Origin of the sequence: Streptomyces sp. NPDC020299 (assembly GCF_044387825.1) — a bacterium.
Taxonomy (GTDB): domain Bacteria; phylum Actinomycetota; class Actinomycetes; order Streptomycetales; family Streptomycetaceae; genus Streptomyces.
Genome location: NZ_JBIRWL010000026.1, coordinates 56,474 through 71,519 on the forward strand (window position 1 = coordinate 56,474; position 15,046 = coordinate 71,519).

A 15,046-nucleotide genomic window follows, 5' to 3' on the forward strand; every position below is an offset into this window, starting at 1 on the left:
GGGCGTCCGAAAGGCGAGACGCCCGAGTCCGTACCGCAGGAGCACCGGCCGCCACCGACGCCCGGAGGCCCTGCGGCGGGGCGCCTTTCCCTCACCGCATCCCACATCGCGGACGATCGCGTCTCAACATACGACACCCCGGTGACACGCCCCACTGTCCGTACCTACGATCGTCGACATGAAGCGACAGGCGGATCTCACGAAGCGGCGGGCAGTGGACCTGTGCCGCGTTGCCGCCATGCTCTGTCGCCCCTTCTGAGCGGAAGCCCGACTTCCGCGCTCACCCCCCTCGCCCTGCCCTGTTCAGGGCATCTGTGCGCCGCCCGCAACGGGCCGCGCCGCCACGCACTCGCACGCCCCGCCGCAACTGCCCCGGAGGAGAAGCATGAGCCGCAGCGACGTCCTGGTCGACGCCGACTGGCTCCAGGAGCACCTGGACGACCCGACCATCGCCATCGTCGAGGTGGACGAGGACACGTCCGCCTACGAGAAGAACCACATCAAGAACGCGATCCGCATCGACTGGACCAAGGACCTCCAGGACCCGGTCCGCCGCGACTTCGTCGACCAGGCGGGCTTCGAGGCGCTCCTGTCGGGCAAGGGCATCGCCAACGACCACACGGTGGTCCTCTACGGCGGCAACAACAACTGGTTCGCGTCCTACGCCTACTGGTACTTCAAGCTCTACGGCCACGACAACGTCAAGCTCCTCGACGGCGGCCGCAAGAAGTGGGAGCTGGACGCCCGCGAGCTGGTCGACGGCACCGACATCCCCGAGCGCGCGGCCACCGAGTACAAGGCCAAGCCGCAGGACACCTCGATCCGCGCCTTCCGCGACGACGTCGTGAAGGCGATCGGCTCGCAGAACCTGGTCGACGTGCGCTCGCCCGACGAGTTCTCCGGCAAGCTGCTCGCGCCCGCCCACCTGCCGCAGGAGCAGTCGCAGCGCCCGGGTCACGTCCCGTCCGCCCGCAACATCCCGTGGTCCAAGAACGCCAACGACGACGGCACCTTCAAGTCGGACGACGAGCTCAAGGAGCTCTACACCGAGGAGAGCGTCGACCTGGCCAAGGACACGATCGCCTACTGCCGCATCGGTGAGCGCTCGGCCCTGACCTGGTTCGTCCTCCACGAGCTGCTGGGCGTGCAGAACGTCAAGAACTACGACGGCTCCTGGACCGAGTACGGCTCCCTCGTCGGCGTGCCGATCGAGCTCGGCGCCAACAAGTAACCCATCCGACCGACCTTCCGGTCAGACCCCAACCCTCTGGAGAACGACATGTGTGGAGCGAAGGCCGGCGGCCCGGACGCCTCGACGATCAAGCCCGGTGAGACCACGATCCAGGGTCAGGTGACCCGCGACGGCGAGCCGGTGACCGGCTACGTCCGCCTGCTGGACTCGACCGGCGAGTTCACCGCGGAGGTCCCCACCTCCGCCACCGGACAGTTCCGCTTCTACGCGGCCGAGGGCACCTGGACCGTCCGCGCCCTCGTCCCCGGCGCCACCGCCGACCGCACGGTCGTCGCCCAGCAGGGCGGCCTCGCCGAGGTCGCGATCGCGGTCTGAGCACCCTCAGCACCGGCTGAAGGGCCGCACCCCCGGGTTGGACACCTGGGTGCGGCCCTTCGCCGTGCCCCCTCCTTGACGCGGACCTCGCACTGCCGCGCAGGCTCCGGCCCGCTGCGGCCGGACTCCGTCCGTCGGTTTGTGGGCCGCCCGCACGCGCTGAGCGACGCGCAGCCGCCTACTCTGGAGTCATGTACGCACGGCGACGTCACGTGTACTTCGCCATGATGGGGACGTGCATCGCACTCTTCGTCCTGGCATGGGGAGTCGTGCGCCTGTGGTCGGTGCCCGCCGCGGTCGGGATGTGTGTGGTGGCCATGGTCATCCCGCCCGTCGCGGCGATGATCGCCAACCGGCGCGGGCCCGAGGACCGCTGGTGGGACGATCCCTCGGGCGATCCGGAGTCCGACGAGTGGTGGGACGAACTGGACGGCAAGAAGCGCCCCCGCCGCTAGCTGCCGCGTCCCCGTGGCCCCGGCCCGGCGCTACCGCTCCGCCCGGAGCGCGTTGAACCGGTCCAGGGCGGCCCCCGCGTCGTCCCGCGTTTCCTCGGTGCCGTACTGCCCCGCCACTCGCACCATGGTGCGCAGGGCGGTCGCCCACGCGTCCCCGTGCGCGTCGAGCCACGCGGTGGAAGCCTCGGTGCGCTTCCGGAAGAGGGCGTGGTGCAGCAGGTGGCTCTCCAGCGCCATCCGCCAGGCCGCGTCGGCGTCGGTGCCGGGATCGACGGCGGCGGCGAGATCCGCGAGGCGCCGGGCGTGCAGGGCTGCCGAGGCGCGGTCGCGTATCCGGCCGGAGACGGAGTAGGACTCCTCGGCGGCCAGCGTCCGGCGCAGCACGGCGACCCCGACAAGACCGGTGGCCGCGCCGGCCGTGCGCAGGACCTCGTCGAGGGAGCGGGGGTGCGGAGCGGCGAGGATCCGTTCCTCGTGCTCCACGGCCGTGGGCGACATCCCGGCGGCGCGGACGAGGAACGGCTCGGCCTCGGCGGTACGCCCGGCCGCGCGCAGGTGCACGCCCTTGCGGGCCAGCGCGCCGGCGAGGCCGCCCCACCCCTGCTCGGCGGCGTTCAGCGCGAAGTCGTCGACCGCCAGAGCCGCGGGCCAGTTCCCGCGGGCCGCCTCCAGCGCCGAGGCGGTGTCCGCGGCCATGGCGACCGCATAGCCGAGGTGGCCCGCCGGATCGGCGTTCACGACGGCTTCGGCATCCCGGTAGCGGGCCAGGGCCTGGGCGGCGCAGGCCAGCGCCTGGTCCGCGTCGCCGTGGGTCCGGTGGACCACGGCGGCCTGGCTGAGGACGCGGGCCAGGTCGAGGGAGCGGGGTGGCCCCTCCAGGTGGACACCCTGCCGGGCGTATCCCTCCAGGGCCAGATCGATGTCGGTCAGCGCGGACACCGGGTGACCCGCGTCGGCCTGGGCACCGGCCCGGCGTGCCTGGACGTCGGCGACGAGCAGGTCCCTCCCGGCCGCCGCTGACCTGCAGTAATGGGCCTCGCTGCCGTCCAGCACCGCGACGGCGACCTCTGGCCGCCCGGCGGAGACGAGCGAGGCACCCACCACGTACAGCAGGGCGGCGAGCTTCTCGTGCGCCGCCGTGTCCGCCGGGTCCCGGGCGAGCCGGTCCCGCAGCACATCCTCGGCACGCCGGTGCGCGGCCAGTGCGTCCTCGGACCGCCCCTCCCGCCGCGCCGCCTCACCTGCCCAGAACAGCCGGTCGACCTCCGCGTCCCACGCCGTCATCGCGCGCCCTCCCCCTGCCGCGTCAACTGCCCGTCAGGAGAGGAGTGTCGCGCACGGACGGTCAGTAGACGAGCGCCTGCGTCCCATCGGCCAGCGCCTCCTGTACGAAGACCTGCGCGCCCGCGATCCGTACGCCCTCGATGACGTCCTTCTCGGTGATCTCCCGGCGGGCGGCGCACTGCGTGCACAGGGTGATCCGCCCGGCCGCCAGGATCGACTCGATCAGATCCGGCAGCGGCGCCGCGTGCGGCAGCTCGAACTCGGCGGCCCGCCCGGGCAGCGCGAACCACGACGACTCCCCGGTCAGCCACAGCGAGACCTCGACCCCACTGGCCACGGCCACCGCCGCCACCGTGAACGCCTGCGAGCAGCGCTCGGGGGCATCCGCCCCGGCCGTCACCTTGATCACGAGCTTCTTGGTCATGCCGGAAGCGTAGCCGCGACGACGATCGTCACCAGCAGCCCGGCCACGCAGAGCACGGTGAGTACGCCGCTCACGACGGCCCCGGCCTGGGCGGCCTTCGTCGACGAAGTCAAGCGGCGCTGAAGGGGCGACCTCGCCAAGAGGCCCGGGCCCCGGCCGCGTAAGCTGGGGGCCGGCTCTGTGTACGCCCACCCCTGCTCAAGGAGCACCCCCGTGGAGATCTTCTTCGAAACCCTGCTGGTCCTGGTCTGCGTCGGCGTTCTCGCCTTCGCCGCGGTGACCGTGAAGAAGCTGTACCAGGGCCAGCGCTGATCCCCACCTAGGAACTGCCGATCATGATCGAGATCCCGTCCGACCTGCACAAGGACCTCGTCCCGCTCGCCTTCCTGCTCGGTAACTGGGCCGGCGCGGGCGTGCACGACTTCCCCGGCTCGGAGAAGTGCAACTTCGGGCAGGAGGTCACCTTCACCCATGACGGGCGTGACTTCCTGGAGTACCGCTCCCACACGTGGGTGCTGGACAACGACGGGAACAAGGTCCGCCCGTTGGAGTCGGAGTACGGCTTCTGGCGGATCGACGCCGGCCGCAAGGTCGAGGTCACGATGACCCGCGACGACGGCGTCATCGAGATCTGGTACGGCGAGCTCGCCGACAAGAAGCCCCAGATCGACCTGGTCACGGACGCCGTGGCCCGTACGGCCGCCTCCAGCCCCTACAACGGCGGCAAGCGCCTGTACGGCTACGTCAAGAGCGACCTCATGTGGGTCGGCGAGAAGCAGACCCCCGAGGTCGAGCTGCGCCCCTACATGTCGGCCCACCTGAAGAAGGTCGTCACCCCGGAAGAGGTAGAACGCTGGGCCAAGGCCCTCCCGGACGACATGCCGGACGACGGCATCGCCTTCTTCAAGTAGCGGTCCCCCGGCGCCTCCGCCGCCTTCTTCACGTCCCCCGTGCCGAAATGGCCCGGGGGACGTTGTACGTGTCGGCCGCCCCGGAGCGAGTGCCGACGTAGAGCGAGCGCGAAGCTTCGCGAACGCGCGGAGCCCCGGTCGCGTTCTGCCTGCGACCGGGGCTCCGGATGCTGTGCCCTGGGTGGCTTGCGATGCAGAGGCGGGCCCAGAGCGTACGCCAAGCAGAGTACCCCGGCCCAGAGCCGGCCACGGAAGCACAGATGCCGTAGATACGGACGGCGCGCCCGGTGCGCACAGCCCTAGACTGGACGCCGTGGTGAGCACCGACTGGAAGAGCGACCTCAGGCAGCGCGGCTACCGGCTGACGCCGCAGCGGCAACTCGTGCTCGAAGCCGTGGACACCCTTGAGCACGCGACCCCCGACGACATCCTCAGCGAGGTGAGGAAGACGGCGTCGGGGGTCAACATCTCCACCGTGTACCGGACGCTGGAGCTGCTGGAGGAGCTGGGGCTGGTCAGCCATGCCCATCTGGGGCACGGCGCTCCCACCTATCACCTGGCCGACCGGCACCACCACATCCACCTCGTCTGCCGGGACTGCCAGAACGTGATCGAGGCGGATGTCTCGGTGGCGTCCGAGTTCACGGCCAAGCTGCGCGAGACGTTCGGGTTCGACACGGACATGAAGCACTTCGCGATCTTCGGCCGCTGCAAGGACTGCGCTCTGAAGAGTTCAAATACCGGGTCGTAGGCTTGGCGTATGAAGAGTCCTCTGCTGTCCCTGCCCGGCGCCGTCCCCGCCGAGGGCGTGGACGAAGGCGTCGCCGCGCACTACGGCGACCTGTTCCGTGAGCAGCGTGCCCTCGCCGACGGCACCGGATTCGTCGACCTCTCCCACCGCGGTGTCATCACCGTCACCGGCGAGGACCGCCTGAGCTGGCTGCACCTGCTGCTCACCCAGCACGTCAGCGAGCTCCCGGCGGGCCGGGCCACCGAGGCGCTGATCCTGTCCGCGCACGGCCACATCGAGCACGCGCTGTACCTGGTGGACGACGGCGAGACGGTCTGGGCGCATGTGGAGCCCGGCACCCAGGAGGCGCTGCTGGCGTACCTGGAGTCGATGAAGTTCTTCTACCGCGTCGAGACCGCCGACCGCACCGACGACATCGCGGTGGCGCACCTTCCGGCCGGTTCCATCGCCGAGGTGCCCGAGGGCGTCGTCGTACGGGAGACGCCGTACGGCCGTGATCTGTTCCTGCCGCGCGCCGACCTGGAGGCGTACGCCGAGTCCGCCGGCCCGCCGGCCGGGATCCTCGCCCACGAGGCGCTGCGCGTCGAGCAGCACCGGCCCCGCCTCGGCTTCGAGACCGACCACCGCACCATCCCGCACGAACTGGGCTGGATCGACACGGCGGTCCACCTGCAGAAGGGCTGCTACCGGGGACAGGAAACCGTCGCCCGGGTGCAGAACCTGGGCAAGCCCCCGCGCCGTCTGGTCTTCCTCCACCTCGACGGCAGCGAGGTCCACCTGCCGACGCATGGCACGGAGATCCACCTCGCGGACGACGGGCCGGACGGCCGCAAGGTCGGCTTCATCACCACCTCCGTACGGCACCACGAGCTCGGCCCGGTCGCCCTGGCCCTGCTGAAGCGGAACGTGCCGGTGGACGCGCGGCTGGTGGCCGGGGACACGGCGGCGGCGCAGGAGGTCGTGGTCGAGCCCTGAGTCCTTGGCTCCCCGGGCCCCCGCTACATCTCCAGCAGGACCGTGAACGGGCCGTCGTTCGTCAGCGAGACCCGCATCTGCGCGCCGAACCGGCCCGTCGCCACCGTCGCACCCAGGGCGCGCAGTCGGGCGACCACCTCGTCGACGAGCGGCTCGGCCACATCGCCGGGCGCGGCGGCGTTCCAGGTGGGGCGGCGGCCCTTGCGGGCGTCCCCGTAGAGGGTGAACTGGCTGATGACGAGCAGCGGGGCGTCGATGTCGCTGCACGACTTCTCGTCCTGCAGCATCCGGAGGGACCACAGCTTGCGGGCCAGCTGGGCCGCCTTCTCCTTGGTGTCCTCGTGTGTGACCCCGACGAGGACGCACAGCCCCTCACCGGCGATCTCGCCCACGGTCTGCCCGTCCACGACGACGCTCGCGCCGTCCACCCTCTGTACCACTGCTCGCATGCGGACCATGATGCCGGGTGGCGGGGGCCGGTTCACAGGGGGTCCATTATGGTTCCTTAGCCCCCATCTGGGGCTGTTCGGGGGTACTCGGTCACATAGCGGCCACTTGGGGTGGCACGATGCTTCCCTACGCGGTTGAGGGGACGGTAGAGGCACATGAGCACACCGAGCACGGAGCGGCTGGATCTGCAGGGGATCCAACGGCCGCCCACGCAGCGCAGCGACAGCCCGGTGCCGTCCGTGGAGCCGCCCGGGCACGACCTGGCCCGGCTGAGCCTGCCCGAACTGCGCGCCCTCCGCCGGGACGCCCAGCGCGACGAGGCGGACCTCAGCTACGTACGGCGGCTGTTGCAGGGCCGTATCGACATCCTGCGCGCGGAACTCGCCCGCCGGGGCGGCGAGAAGCCGGTCGCCGTGGACGGCCCCAGGGACGCGACGGTGGTCGCCTCCGTGGTGTCCCGCCTCCCGGAGATCCTCACCGACGCCCCGGCCCGCCAGCGTTCCTCGGCCCGCCACGTCACCCTCGGCACCCCGCACAACGAGGAGTACCGGCGGCTGGCCGCCGACATGCTCGCCGAGGTCGAACTCTCCGACCTCGAGGCCCGCACCGACCTCGAACTGGGCACCGCGATGGGCCGTCTCGTCCGCTACGAACAGCAGGTCTCCGGCCGCCGCCAGCACCTCCAGCGCACGACGGACGACTGCAGCGCGGAGATCACCCGCCGCTACCGGGACGGCGAGGCCCAGGTGGACGACCTCCTGACGTGAGGTGCCCCGGCCCGTGCCGTTCGACCGGGCCCGGAAAACCGAGCGGGCGCCGTCCGCATGGCCGGCGCCCTGCTGCGTACGTTCAGGTGGCTCCTTCCTGCCGAAACCGTGGTGACTGATCCGTAGCGGTGCTTGTTCAGTTGTGGCTGTGCGCATCCGTGTTGAGTTGTCGCTGTTCGGTTGTGGCTGTGCTCGGGCCGGGCTCCCGGCTCCCCTCCGGAAGGGAACCCGGTGGGCCAACCAACCGGGGATCAACCATGTTCTCCAAGTTGGCTGCCAACTCCACAGTACTTATCTCCGCTTGGAAGCGGCTCATAACCACCTTTCACTGAACTCCCGCAAGATGGCGGGAAGTTGTACTGTTCGACCGTGGACCCGGAACACGCCTCCGCCAATGGACGGAAGAGGGCACCACGGCCACAGAAGTCACACACCGAGGTGGCCGACGAACTGCGCGCCCGGATCAGGTCCGGAGTGCTCAGGCCGGGACAGCGCATGCCCACGCAGGCCAGGCTCGCGGACGAGTTCGGCGTGGAGCGCGGGGCGGTGCGCCAGGCGCTGCGCATCCTGCAGTCGGAGCAGCTGCTCACCAACGTGACCAAGGGCAGCCCCGCCACCGTGGCCCGGGGCCCGGGCCACGGCCATGCCCTGGCCGGGTCGCCCGCCCCGCCCGAGCCCACCATGGTGGCCCTGGCCTCGCGGGTGTCCGCCGCCTTCGCGGCCCCGCACGTCGAGATCGACGCCCTGTGCCTGACCGCGGTCTCGCTCACGATCGCGATCGGCGAGCCGCTGCGCCAGATCCACGCGGGGCGCTTGAAACCGGCCAAGGTCGACGTCCGCGTCCTGCTGCCCAGCCGGGACATCGACCTCGCCTTCCCGGCCCCGGTGGACGGCTCGGCGACAGGTCTGCTGCACCGGCGCTGGCTGGCCCAGCGCAACGCCCAGGGCCAGGTGCTCCAGCACAACCTGCTGGCACTGCGCGCCACGCACGGCATCGACGTGCGCGTCTCCTTCCGGGCCCTGCCGTTCACCCCGCCGGTCAAGCTGTATCTGCTCAACGGCAGCGAGGCGCTGTTCGCGTACTACACCCTCGCGCGGCGCGAGCGGGAGATCGAGCACGAGCACCTGGAGCTGTACGACGCCGAGGGCACGCGCTCGATGCTGTTCGCCTTCGAGCAGGGCGCCGGACTACGGGACGCGACCTTCGTGGAGCAGTCACGCCTGTGGTTCAACGCCCTTTGGGGGACCATCAGTTCGGATCTCGTACTCACGGGGTGAGCGGATCGGAGAGTGGATCGGAGCGCGATCAGAGCGCGGGGCCTGCGAGCAGCACGGCCAGCAGCACGGCGCCGGCCGAGCTGACGGCCGGGCTCTTGGCCTTGAGGCCGATGCTGAGCATCAGCAGACCGACGATGCCGGTGGGACCGTACTTCCACTGCACGATCTGTTCGAAGCCGACGACGAAGACCGCGGAGACAAGGGCGAGGGCTGGCACAGTGGTTCCCCCTTCAGGTTGCCGGGAAGCAAAACTTCCGCCAACTGGACTAAGTTGGCAACCAACTCTGCCTAAGTTGTCCCCACTTGGCGAACATCCATAAACAACCTGCGCCCTCTGGGAAACCATCGCCTCGGACCTGACACTCTCCTGGTGACCTCGGATACGACGCGGGACGTGATCGCCCGGGCCCGGGTGGCGCTGTGGGACTTCGACGGCCCGATCTGCCGCCTGTTCGCCCGGCACAGCGCGGAACGGGTGGCCGGCGAGCTGGTGGAGTGGCTGGAGCACCGGGGGCTGCACGGGCTGCTGACGGAGGGCGAGCGCCAGTCGCCGGACCCGCAGGTCCTGCTGCGCGCCGTGGAGCACCGGCACCCCGGCACCGACCTGGTGGCGGAACTGGAGCAACTTCTCACCCAGGAGGAGCTCCAGGCCGTCGCCTCCGCGATGCCCACCGCGTACGCCGACCCCCTGATCCGCACCTGGTCCGCGGTCGGCGCCCGGCTGGCCATCACGACGAACAACTCCGCGCGGGCGGCCCGCGCCTACCTGGCCGGGCGCGGTCTGACCGGCTGCTTCGCCCCCCACATCTACGGCCGGACCCAGGACCTGCGCCTCCTCAAGCCCGACCCGTCCTGCCTCAATCGCGCCCTGACGGCGACCGGGACGTCCCCCGCGGACGCCGTGATGATCGGGGACGCCCCCTCGGACTGGGAGGCCGCGTCCCGGGCCGGCATCCCGTTCGTCGGCTATGCGCGCGACGACCCCGGCGAGAATCGGCTGCGCGCGGCCGGCGCCGAGCACGTCGTACGGACGCTGGAGACGCTGCTGCGACTTGTCCGGCAGTAGACCGGGAGCAGACCGGGACCAGTCAAATCTGAGTCTCAGGCCTGGGTCATCAGCAGCACGAGCAGCACGGCGCCGAGGGAGGAGCAGGTCGAGTTGTTGGCCTTGATCCCCGCTCCGATGAGCAGCAGCGCGAGCATGCCGACTCCCCCGTAGCGGTTCTGGATCATGTGGTCGAAGCCCATGGTGAGGACTGCCGCCATCAGTTGAGTGATGATCATGACTCCCCCTGTCAACCAGTCGTCCAATTGGACTGACTTGGACATCGGGATAGTGCCCTGACCCTATGATCGGTTAACCAACACGGGAAGTTTGACTGGTGATTTGACTGAAAACAGGTTGGCGTCCAACTATGACCAGGTTGCGGGAGCTTGGTCGATACTTATAAACAACCATGAAACAACTCCCCATAGATGGATCAAGGTTGTAGCGTTCTGGTCGTGACCAAGGAGAGCGTGGCAGTGGACCGCGGCAAGAGGTTCTCGCCGCAGGAGATCGCCGACGTCCTGCGGGAGCGGATCCGAGTCGGCGAGCTGAAGGCGGGCGACCGGCTGCCCACACAGGCGGAGCTCGCCGAGGAGTTCGGCGTGGAGCGCGGTGCCGTGCGCCAGGCGCTGCGGGTCCTGCACGAGGCCGGGCTGCTGACCAACATGAGCAAGGGCAGTCCGCCGCGCATCGCGGAGCCGAGCGCGCCCCGGGGCGAGCCCCAGCCGACGATGGTCGGACTGTCGCCGAGGCTGACGGAGACACTCGCCGCCCCGCACGCCCGTATCGACGTCGTCTGCCACACGGCCGAGACCTTCATGGTGGCCCTCGGTGAGCCGCTGCGGCTGATCCACGAAGGCCGGTTCCGCCCCGACACGATCGACGTCCGGATCCTCGTACCGTCCCGGAACATCACGCTCGCCTTCCCGGTGCCCGTCGAGGGGCGCGGCGAGGACGACCCCGTCCACCGGCGCTGGCTCGGAATGCGCAACGCCCAGGGCCAGGTCCTCCAGCACAACCTGCGGTCCCTGCGGTCGACCCACGGTATCGACGTGCGGGTGACCTTCCGCGCGCTTCCCTTCACTCCGCCGATCAAGATGTACCTGCTCAACGGCGAGGAAGCGCTGATCGGGTACTACACGCTGACCCGGCGCGAGGAGGAGTGGGGGAGCGAGACGCTCGACATGTACGACGCCCTCGGCTCCAAGTCCCTGCTCTTCCACTTCAAGAAGAGCGCCGGGGAACGGGACGCGGCGTTCGTGCAGGAATCGCAGAAGTGGTTCGACGCCCTCTGGGAAACCATCACCACGGACCTGACACTCTCCTAGTGACTTCTGATACGGCACGGACCCACTGGGACACGGAACGAAGCGCGACCCTGCGGAAGTTGGTCGCGGGCGCGAGGGTCGTGCTCTGGGACTTCGACGGGCCGATCTGCGGTCTCTTCGCCCGCCATTCGGCACGGCAGGTGGCCGGTGACCTGAGCCGGTGGCTGGGGGAGCGGGGCCTGCGGGCGCTGCTGACGGGGGCCGCGCAGGAGTCGGACGACCCGCACGAACTCCTGCGGGCCGTCGGCCGCAGGCACCCCGGCAGCGACCTGATCGGCGAACTGGAGGAGCGGCTCACCAGAGAGGAGCTGTTCGCCACGGCCACGGCGATGCCCACCGCGTACGCGGACGTGCTGATCCGCACCTGGACCGCGGTCGGCTCACGACTGGCCATCACCAGCAACAACTCCCCCCGGGTCGTGCGCAGATACCTGGAGGGCCGCGATCTGCTGTCCTGCTTCGCCCCGCACATCTACGGCCGGACCCAGGACCTCAGCCGGCTCAAGCCCGACCCGTACTGCCTGAACCGCGCGCTGACCGCGATGGGGGCGGAGCCCGCCGCCGCCGTGATGATCGGCGACGCCCCCACCGACTTCGCCGCCGCGGCGCTCATAGGGGTGCCCTTCATCGGCTATGCGACCAGCGAGGCGAGCGCGAAGCGGTTGCGGGACGCGGGGTCCGAGGTGGTGGTGGCGTCGCTCGAACCGTTGCTGCGGGTTCTGCGGGACAGTTGACCGGGCGGCAGCCGGCGGTTCCACGCCTTCGGCGTGCCACTTTCCCGCCAATCGGGCTAATGCGGCTGAGCCGGGACCGGCATGATTCCAGCGGTCGGCGTCAACCATCGGTCCAATAGGAGTGATTGACCGGCCAGATGTAGTGCGTTCCTTGTGCGCTGGGGGATAGGTTCGACCTGTGGCTACCTCAGGACGTGCAGACGGCGGAGAAAGGGCATCCACTCTGGTGGAGTCCTCGCTCCGTGAGCAGTTGGCGAACGGGACCTACCGGGCCCGCCAGAAACTGCCGACACAGGCGGAACTGGCCAAGGAGTTCGGCGTCAGCCGGGACACCATCCAGCGGGTGCTGCGCAAGCTGACGGACGAGGGCTGGGTCGAGTCCCGGCAGGGCAGTGGTATGCGCGTCCTGAAGGTGCCCGAGGTGGAACCACCTGACCGGCACCCCGCCCGGCAGGGGACCGCATCGCTGGGCTCGATGATCCACCATGCTTTCGAACAGCCCGAGGTCAGGCTGGCCACCTTCGCGCTGACCTCCGAAACGCTGTGGAACCATCTGATGGTCCAGGTCGAGCGGGTGACCACCCGGAAGATCAGGCCCCCCGAGCTGGTGCGGATGCGCATACTGCTGCCCTCGGAGACGGTGAAGCTTGCCTACCCCGCGGCCACGAACCCGGACGACGACCGGGTCTGGCAGCGCTGGCGAACCATGGCCCGCAGGTACGCCATCGAGATCACGGACCTGATGACGAAGCTGAAAGGCATGGGTGTGGACGCCGACGTGGAGATCCGCCGGGTGCCCATGACCCCCCAGCACAAGCTGTATCTGATCAACGACGACGACTTGCTGTTCGGTCTGTACGAGCTGCTCGAACGCAAGATCCCCCTGGACGACGGAACAGCCGTCGAGGCACTGGACGTGCTCGGCCTCGGCTCGCTGCTCTCTCACCACCGCAGGGATCCGGAGGGTACGGAGTCGCACGACGGCCGGGTCTTCGCGACCATGCGAGCCAGTTTCGAGTCGTACTGGGAACGTCTGAGCGAGGCTGAAACCGTCGCCTGAAGCACGCACGAGGCATCGGCGGCCCCGCGGTGCCGTCGCGGCGTCCGCATAGTGGCATGACGTGAGAAGGGCCCTCCCACACGCTATTGTCTGCGCGCATGTCGCACCCTCTGCCCCGCAGAGCGCACCTGTCCCTCGTGCGCTTCTTCGCGGAGGCGCGGCGCCGCAGCCCCGACGGGGAGGTGGTTTCCGGCCATCACAACATCAACCGCATCGCAGCACTGCGGCAGCCGCTGGCCTTCCTCCTCCGGAAGCCGTCCGGTCGGCATCTCGCCAAGTTCCGCACGCCCTTCCCCACGATCGAGGTGGTGCCCCGGATCTGGTCCAGCGAGGCCCAGGTGCTGCGTGCGCTGGAGCCCCACGTCAGTGGCGTCCCCCGCTGCCTGGCCGACTTCGGAGAATGGTCACTGCACGAGTACATCGACGGACAGGCCCTGGCCGACGCCGTGCCTCAGGGCCCGATCGGCAGCGAACGGCTCATGGCGCTCGCCCAGTTCTTCGCGGACCTGGCCGATGTCACGGAGAACGAGCTGCCGCCGCTCCCGCCGGACTGGCCGCGGCAGGACGACAGCCGGGGTTTCCTGGAGTGGATCGCGCGGTTCGCGAGGGACAGGGTGCACCACGCCAATCAGCCCCGCTTCGGAGCCCTCTTCGAGGCGATCGGCATCCCCGAGGACGCGATCGACCGCTTCATGAGTTCGGTGCCGGTCCTGACCCCGCGTCCCTTCGTCCTGCTGCACACGGACGTCCACCGCGCCAATGTGGTGGTGGTGCCCGCACCGGAGGGCGAGCGTCGCGAGGGTCTGTCGGTGATCGACTGGGAACTCTGCCTGTTCGGCGATCCGTTGCACGACGTGGCGACCCATCTGGTTCGGATGGGCTACGACAAGGCGGAGCAGGAGCTGATGGTCCGTATGTGGACGGACGCCATGCGCCGTTCGGGTCATGAGGCGGCGACCGCGGGCATGGAGACCGACCTGCCCGTCTACCTCGGCTTCGAATACGCGCAGTCGGTGTTCCCGGACGTGATGAGGGCCGCGCTGCTGCTGCCGGACCACCCCGGTGAACGGGACCTCGGTCTCGCGGCCGAACGCGTCCGACGGGCTCTCCAGCGGGCGCGTGAGCCACTGGGACTCCTCGACGAGGTCGGGGACGAGCAGGCGGTCGTCGACGCGCTGCGCGAGTGGGACACGGCCGACGCGGAACGGCGACTGCTGCGGGCCGGCGGCAGGAGCGGCTGAGACGGGAGCGGCAGGAGCGGCTGGGACGAGAGGAGACGGCATGACTGACGACCGTGAGGCGGGCAAGGCGGCGCGGCGGCTGATCGAGGAGTCGCGTGGGGTGCTGTTCGACTTCGACGGGCCGGTCTGCCGGCTGTTTCCCAAGGGCGCGTCGGCGCCGCTGGCGGACGAACTGCGCGGCCTGGTCGCCAAGTACGGCGCGGGAGACGTCCTCACCGACGAGGAACGGGAAAGCCCCGATCCGCACGTGGTGCTGCGGGCCGTGCACCGGGCCCGGCGGGAGCGAGCCGTACGGGAGTTGCCGGCCCTGCTGGAGGAGTACCTCACCGAGGGAGAAGTGGCCGCCGCGGAGACGGCGTGGCCCACCGAGCACGCCGACACCCTCGTACGGCGCCTGACGGACCGGGGCCATCGCCTGGCGATCGTCACCAACAACTCCCCTGCGGCGGCGCGTCGTTACCTCTCCCGTGCCGGATTGCTCGACCGGTTCGAGACGATCGAGGGGCGCACGCCCGATCCCGGTCTGATGAAGCCCGACCCTGATGTACTCTTCCGCGCACTCGACGGGCTCGGTCTCGGGCCCGAGGACGCGGTGATGATCGGGGACAGTGGCTCGGACTTCCAGGCGGCACGGCGCGCGGGAGTGATGTTCGTCGGCTACGGCCGGAACGAGCGCAAGATACGGGGCCTTCGGGCGGCAGGTGCCTCGATCGTCGTGGACTCCTACCGCGCGGTGCTGCAGAGGGAATGAACGCCGGGGTGACCGAGAGGGG

General features: G+C 69.9%; 20 protein-coding genes. 15 read left to right on the plus strand and 5 right to left on the minus strand.

From position 1 onward, the window contains the following. Window positions 1-178: 178 nt before the first annotated feature. From ACH45E_RS40960 to ACH45E_RS40975, 4 genes are all read left to right on the plus strand, one after another. Window positions 179-259, plus strand: a complete 81-nt coding sequence (locus ACH45E_RS40960; protein ID WP_350751515.1) for an Ms5788A family Cys-rich leader peptide — start codon at window positions 179-181, stop codon at window positions 257-259. Window positions 260-385: 126 nt separating this feature from the next. After that, complete coding sequence (locus tag ACH45E_RS40965) at window positions 386-1,231, plus strand: sulfurtransferase (protein WP_361454183.1); 846 nt, start codon at window positions 386-388, stop codon at window positions 1,229-1,231. Window positions 1,232-1,279: 48 nt separating this feature from the next. Next, the gene (locus tag ACH45E_RS40970; protein ID WP_010351646.1) at window positions 1,280-1,567 is read left to right on the plus strand and encodes a DUF1416 domain-containing protein; all 288 of its coding nucleotides are present in this window, start codon (window positions 1,280-1,282) and stop codon (window positions 1,565-1,567) included. Between the two features lie 191 nt (window positions 1,568-1,758). Then, window positions 1,759-2,022, plus strand: coding sequence for a DUF3099 domain-containing protein (locus ACH45E_RS40975; RefSeq protein WP_361454180.1), 264 nt, complete (start codon window positions 1,759-1,761; stop codon window positions 2,020-2,022). A gap of 30 nt (window positions 2,023-2,052) precedes the next feature. Here ACH45E_RS40975 and ACH45E_RS40980 read toward each other — a convergent pair whose 3' ends face one another. Continuing rightward, the gene (locus tag ACH45E_RS40980; protein ID WP_361454177.1) at window positions 2,053-3,306 is read right to left on the minus strand and encodes a hypothetical protein; all 1,254 of its coding nucleotides are present in this window, start codon (window positions 3,304-3,306) and stop codon (window positions 2,053-2,055) included. 61 nt (window positions 3,307-3,367) lie between these two features. Then, a complete protein-coding gene (locus ACH45E_RS40985) occupies window positions 3,368-3,730 on the minus strand; it encodes a DsrE family protein (protein WP_361454174.1) in 363 nt (120 codons plus the stop codon). A gap of 335 nt (window positions 3,731-4,065) precedes the next feature. Between ACH45E_RS40985 and ACH45E_RS40990 the strand changes: the two genes are divergently transcribed. The 3 genes from ACH45E_RS40990 (at window position 4,066) to ACH45E_RS41000 (ending at window position 6,367) form a co-directional block, all read left to right on the plus strand. After that, a complete protein-coding gene (locus tag ACH45E_RS40990; protein WP_361454171.1) occupies window positions 4,066-4,641 on the plus strand; it encodes an FABP family protein in 576 nt (191 codons plus the stop codon). A 313-nt stretch (window positions 4,642-4,954) separates the two neighbouring features. Next, a complete protein-coding gene (locus ACH45E_RS40995; protein ID WP_361454168.1) occupies window positions 4,955-5,392 on the plus strand; it encodes a Fur family transcriptional regulator in 438 nt (145 codons plus the stop codon). A 9-nt stretch (window positions 5,393-5,401) separates the two neighbouring features. Then, window positions 5,402-6,367, plus strand: coding sequence for a folate-binding protein (locus ACH45E_RS41000; protein WP_361454165.1), 966 nt, complete (start codon window positions 5,402-5,404; stop codon window positions 6,365-6,367). A gap of 23 nt (window positions 6,368-6,390) precedes the next feature. Here the strand turns inward: ACH45E_RS41000 and dtd are convergent, their stop codons facing one another. Further along, the gene (gene dtd, locus ACH45E_RS41005) at window positions 6,391-6,816 is read right to left on the minus strand and encodes a D-aminoacyl-tRNA deacylase (protein WP_361454162.1); all 426 of its coding nucleotides are present in this window, start codon (window positions 6,814-6,816) and stop codon (window positions 6,391-6,393) included. Between the two features lie 156 nt (window positions 6,817-6,972). Between dtd and ACH45E_RS41010 the strand changes: the two genes are divergently transcribed. Together ACH45E_RS41010 and ACH45E_RS41015 are read left to right on the plus strand one after the other, a co-directional pair. Beyond that, window positions 6,973-7,584, plus strand: coding sequence for an aerial mycelium formation protein (locus ACH45E_RS41010; protein WP_361454159.1), 612 nt, complete (start codon window positions 6,973-6,975; stop codon window positions 7,582-7,584). Between the two features lie 369 nt (window positions 7,585-7,953). Further along, a complete protein-coding gene (locus tag ACH45E_RS41015; protein WP_361454156.1) occupies window positions 7,954-8,862 on the plus strand; it encodes a GntR family transcriptional regulator in 909 nt (302 codons plus the stop codon). 28 nt (window positions 8,863-8,890) lie between these two features. Here ACH45E_RS41015 and ACH45E_RS41020 read toward each other — a convergent pair whose 3' ends face one another. Then, complete coding sequence (locus ACH45E_RS41020) at window positions 8,891-9,079, minus strand: hypothetical protein (protein ID WP_361454153.1); 189 nt, start codon at window positions 9,077-9,079, stop codon at window positions 8,891-8,893. 153 nt (window positions 9,080-9,232) lie between these two features. Here ACH45E_RS41020 and ACH45E_RS41025 point away from each other — a divergent pair, with 153 nt between their 5' ends. Further along, entirely contained in the window at window positions 9,233-9,928 is a 696-nt protein-coding gene (locus tag ACH45E_RS41025; protein ID WP_361454150.1) for an HAD-IA family hydrolase, read from the plus strand. Window positions 9,929-9,963: 35 nt separating this feature from the next. On the opposite strand, the gene ACH45E_RS41030 is transcribed toward ACH45E_RS41025, so the two are convergent. After that, on the minus strand, window positions 9,964-10,146 hold the full coding sequence (locus ACH45E_RS41030; RefSeq protein ID WP_361454147.1) for a hypothetical protein: 183 nt from the start codon (window positions 10,144-10,146) through the stop codon (window positions 9,964-9,966). 213 nt (window positions 10,147-10,359) lie between these two features. On the opposite strand from ACH45E_RS41030, the gene ACH45E_RS41035 reads away from it, so the two are divergent. The 5 genes from ACH45E_RS41035 to ACH45E_RS41055 all read left to right on the plus strand — a co-directional run bounded on the left by ACH45E_RS41035 (window position 10,360) and on the right by ACH45E_RS41055 (window position 15,024). Then, window positions 10,360-11,238, plus strand: a complete 879-nt coding sequence (locus tag ACH45E_RS41035; RefSeq protein ID WP_361454343.1) for a GntR family transcriptional regulator — start codon at window positions 10,360-10,362, stop codon at window positions 11,236-11,238. Further along, window positions 11,238-11,972 (plus strand): HAD family hydrolase, encoded by a 735-nt coding sequence (locus ACH45E_RS41040; RefSeq protein WP_361454144.1) that lies wholly within the window; start codon window positions 11,238-11,240, stop codon window positions 11,970-11,972. Before ACH45E_RS41035 ends, ACH45E_RS41040 begins: the two co-directional genes overlap by 1 nt. Window positions 11,973-12,198: 226 nt before the next feature. Continuing rightward, window positions 12,199-13,032, plus strand: a complete 834-nt coding sequence (locus tag ACH45E_RS41045; protein ID WP_361454141.1) for a winged helix-turn-helix domain-containing protein — start codon at window positions 12,199-12,201, stop codon at window positions 13,030-13,032. Window positions 13,033-13,130: 98 nt separating this feature from the next. After that, a complete protein-coding gene (locus ACH45E_RS41050; protein ID WP_361454138.1) occupies window positions 13,131-14,273 on the plus strand; it encodes an aminoglycoside phosphotransferase family protein in 1,143 nt (380 codons plus the stop codon). Between the two features lie 40 nt (window positions 14,274-14,313). Then, a complete protein-coding gene (locus ACH45E_RS41055; protein WP_361454135.1) occupies window positions 14,314-15,024 on the plus strand; it encodes an HAD-IA family hydrolase in 711 nt (236 codons plus the stop codon). The last annotated feature ends 22 nt before the right edge of the window (window positions 15,025-15,046 follow it).

Bases quoted from the DNA above. Each gene is read 5' to 3' on its own strand.
- ACH45E_RS41030 (WP_361454147.1), bottom strand. From the start codon at position 10,146: ATGATCATCACTCAACTGATGGCGGCAGTCCTCACCATGGGCTTCGAC.
- ACH45E_RS40975 (WP_361454180.1), top strand. From the start codon at position 1,759: ATGTACGCACGGCGACGTCACGTGTACTTCGCCATGATGGGGACGTGC.
- ACH45E_RS40985 (WP_361454174.1), bottom strand. From the start codon at position 3,730: ATGACCAAGAAGCTCGTGATCAAGGTGACGGCCGGGGCGGATGCCCCC.
- ACH45E_RS40990 (WP_361454171.1), top strand. From the start codon at position 4,066: ATGATCGAGATCCCGTCCGACCTGCACAAGGACCTCGTCCCGCTCGCC.
- dtd (WP_361454162.1), bottom strand. From the start codon at position 6,816: ATGCGAGCAGTGGTACAGAGGGTGGACGGCGCGAGCGTCGTCGTGGAC.
- ACH45E_RS41000 (WP_361454165.1), top strand. From the start codon at position 5,402: ATGAAGAGTCCTCTGCTGTCCCTGCCCGGCGCCGTCCCCGCCGAGGGC.
- ACH45E_RS41050 (WP_361454138.1), top strand. From the start codon at position 13,131: ATGTCGCACCCTCTGCCCCGCAGAGCGCACCTGTCCCTCGTGCGCTTC.
- ACH45E_RS40970 (WP_010351646.1), top strand. From the start codon at position 1,280: ATGTGTGGAGCGAAGGCCGGCGGCCCGGACGCCTCGACGATCAAGCCC.
- ACH45E_RS41010 (WP_361454159.1), top strand. From the start codon at position 6,973: ATGAGCACACCGAGCACGGAGCGGCTGGATCTGCAGGGGATCCAACGG.
- ACH45E_RS40980 (WP_361454177.1), bottom strand. From the start codon at position 3,306: ATGACGGCGTGGGACGCGGAGGTCGACCGGCTGTTCTGGGCAGGTGAG.
- ACH45E_RS40960 (WP_350751515.1), top strand. From the start codon at position 179: ATGAAGCGACAGGCGGATCTCACGAAGCGGCGGGCAGTGGACCTGTGC.
- ACH45E_RS40965 (WP_361454183.1), top strand. From the start codon at position 386: ATGAGCCGCAGCGACGTCCTGGTCGACGCCGACTGGCTCCAGGAGCAC.
- ACH45E_RS41055 (WP_361454135.1), top strand. From the start codon at position 14,314: ATGACTGACGACCGTGAGGCGGGCAAGGCGGCGCGGCGGCTGATCGAG.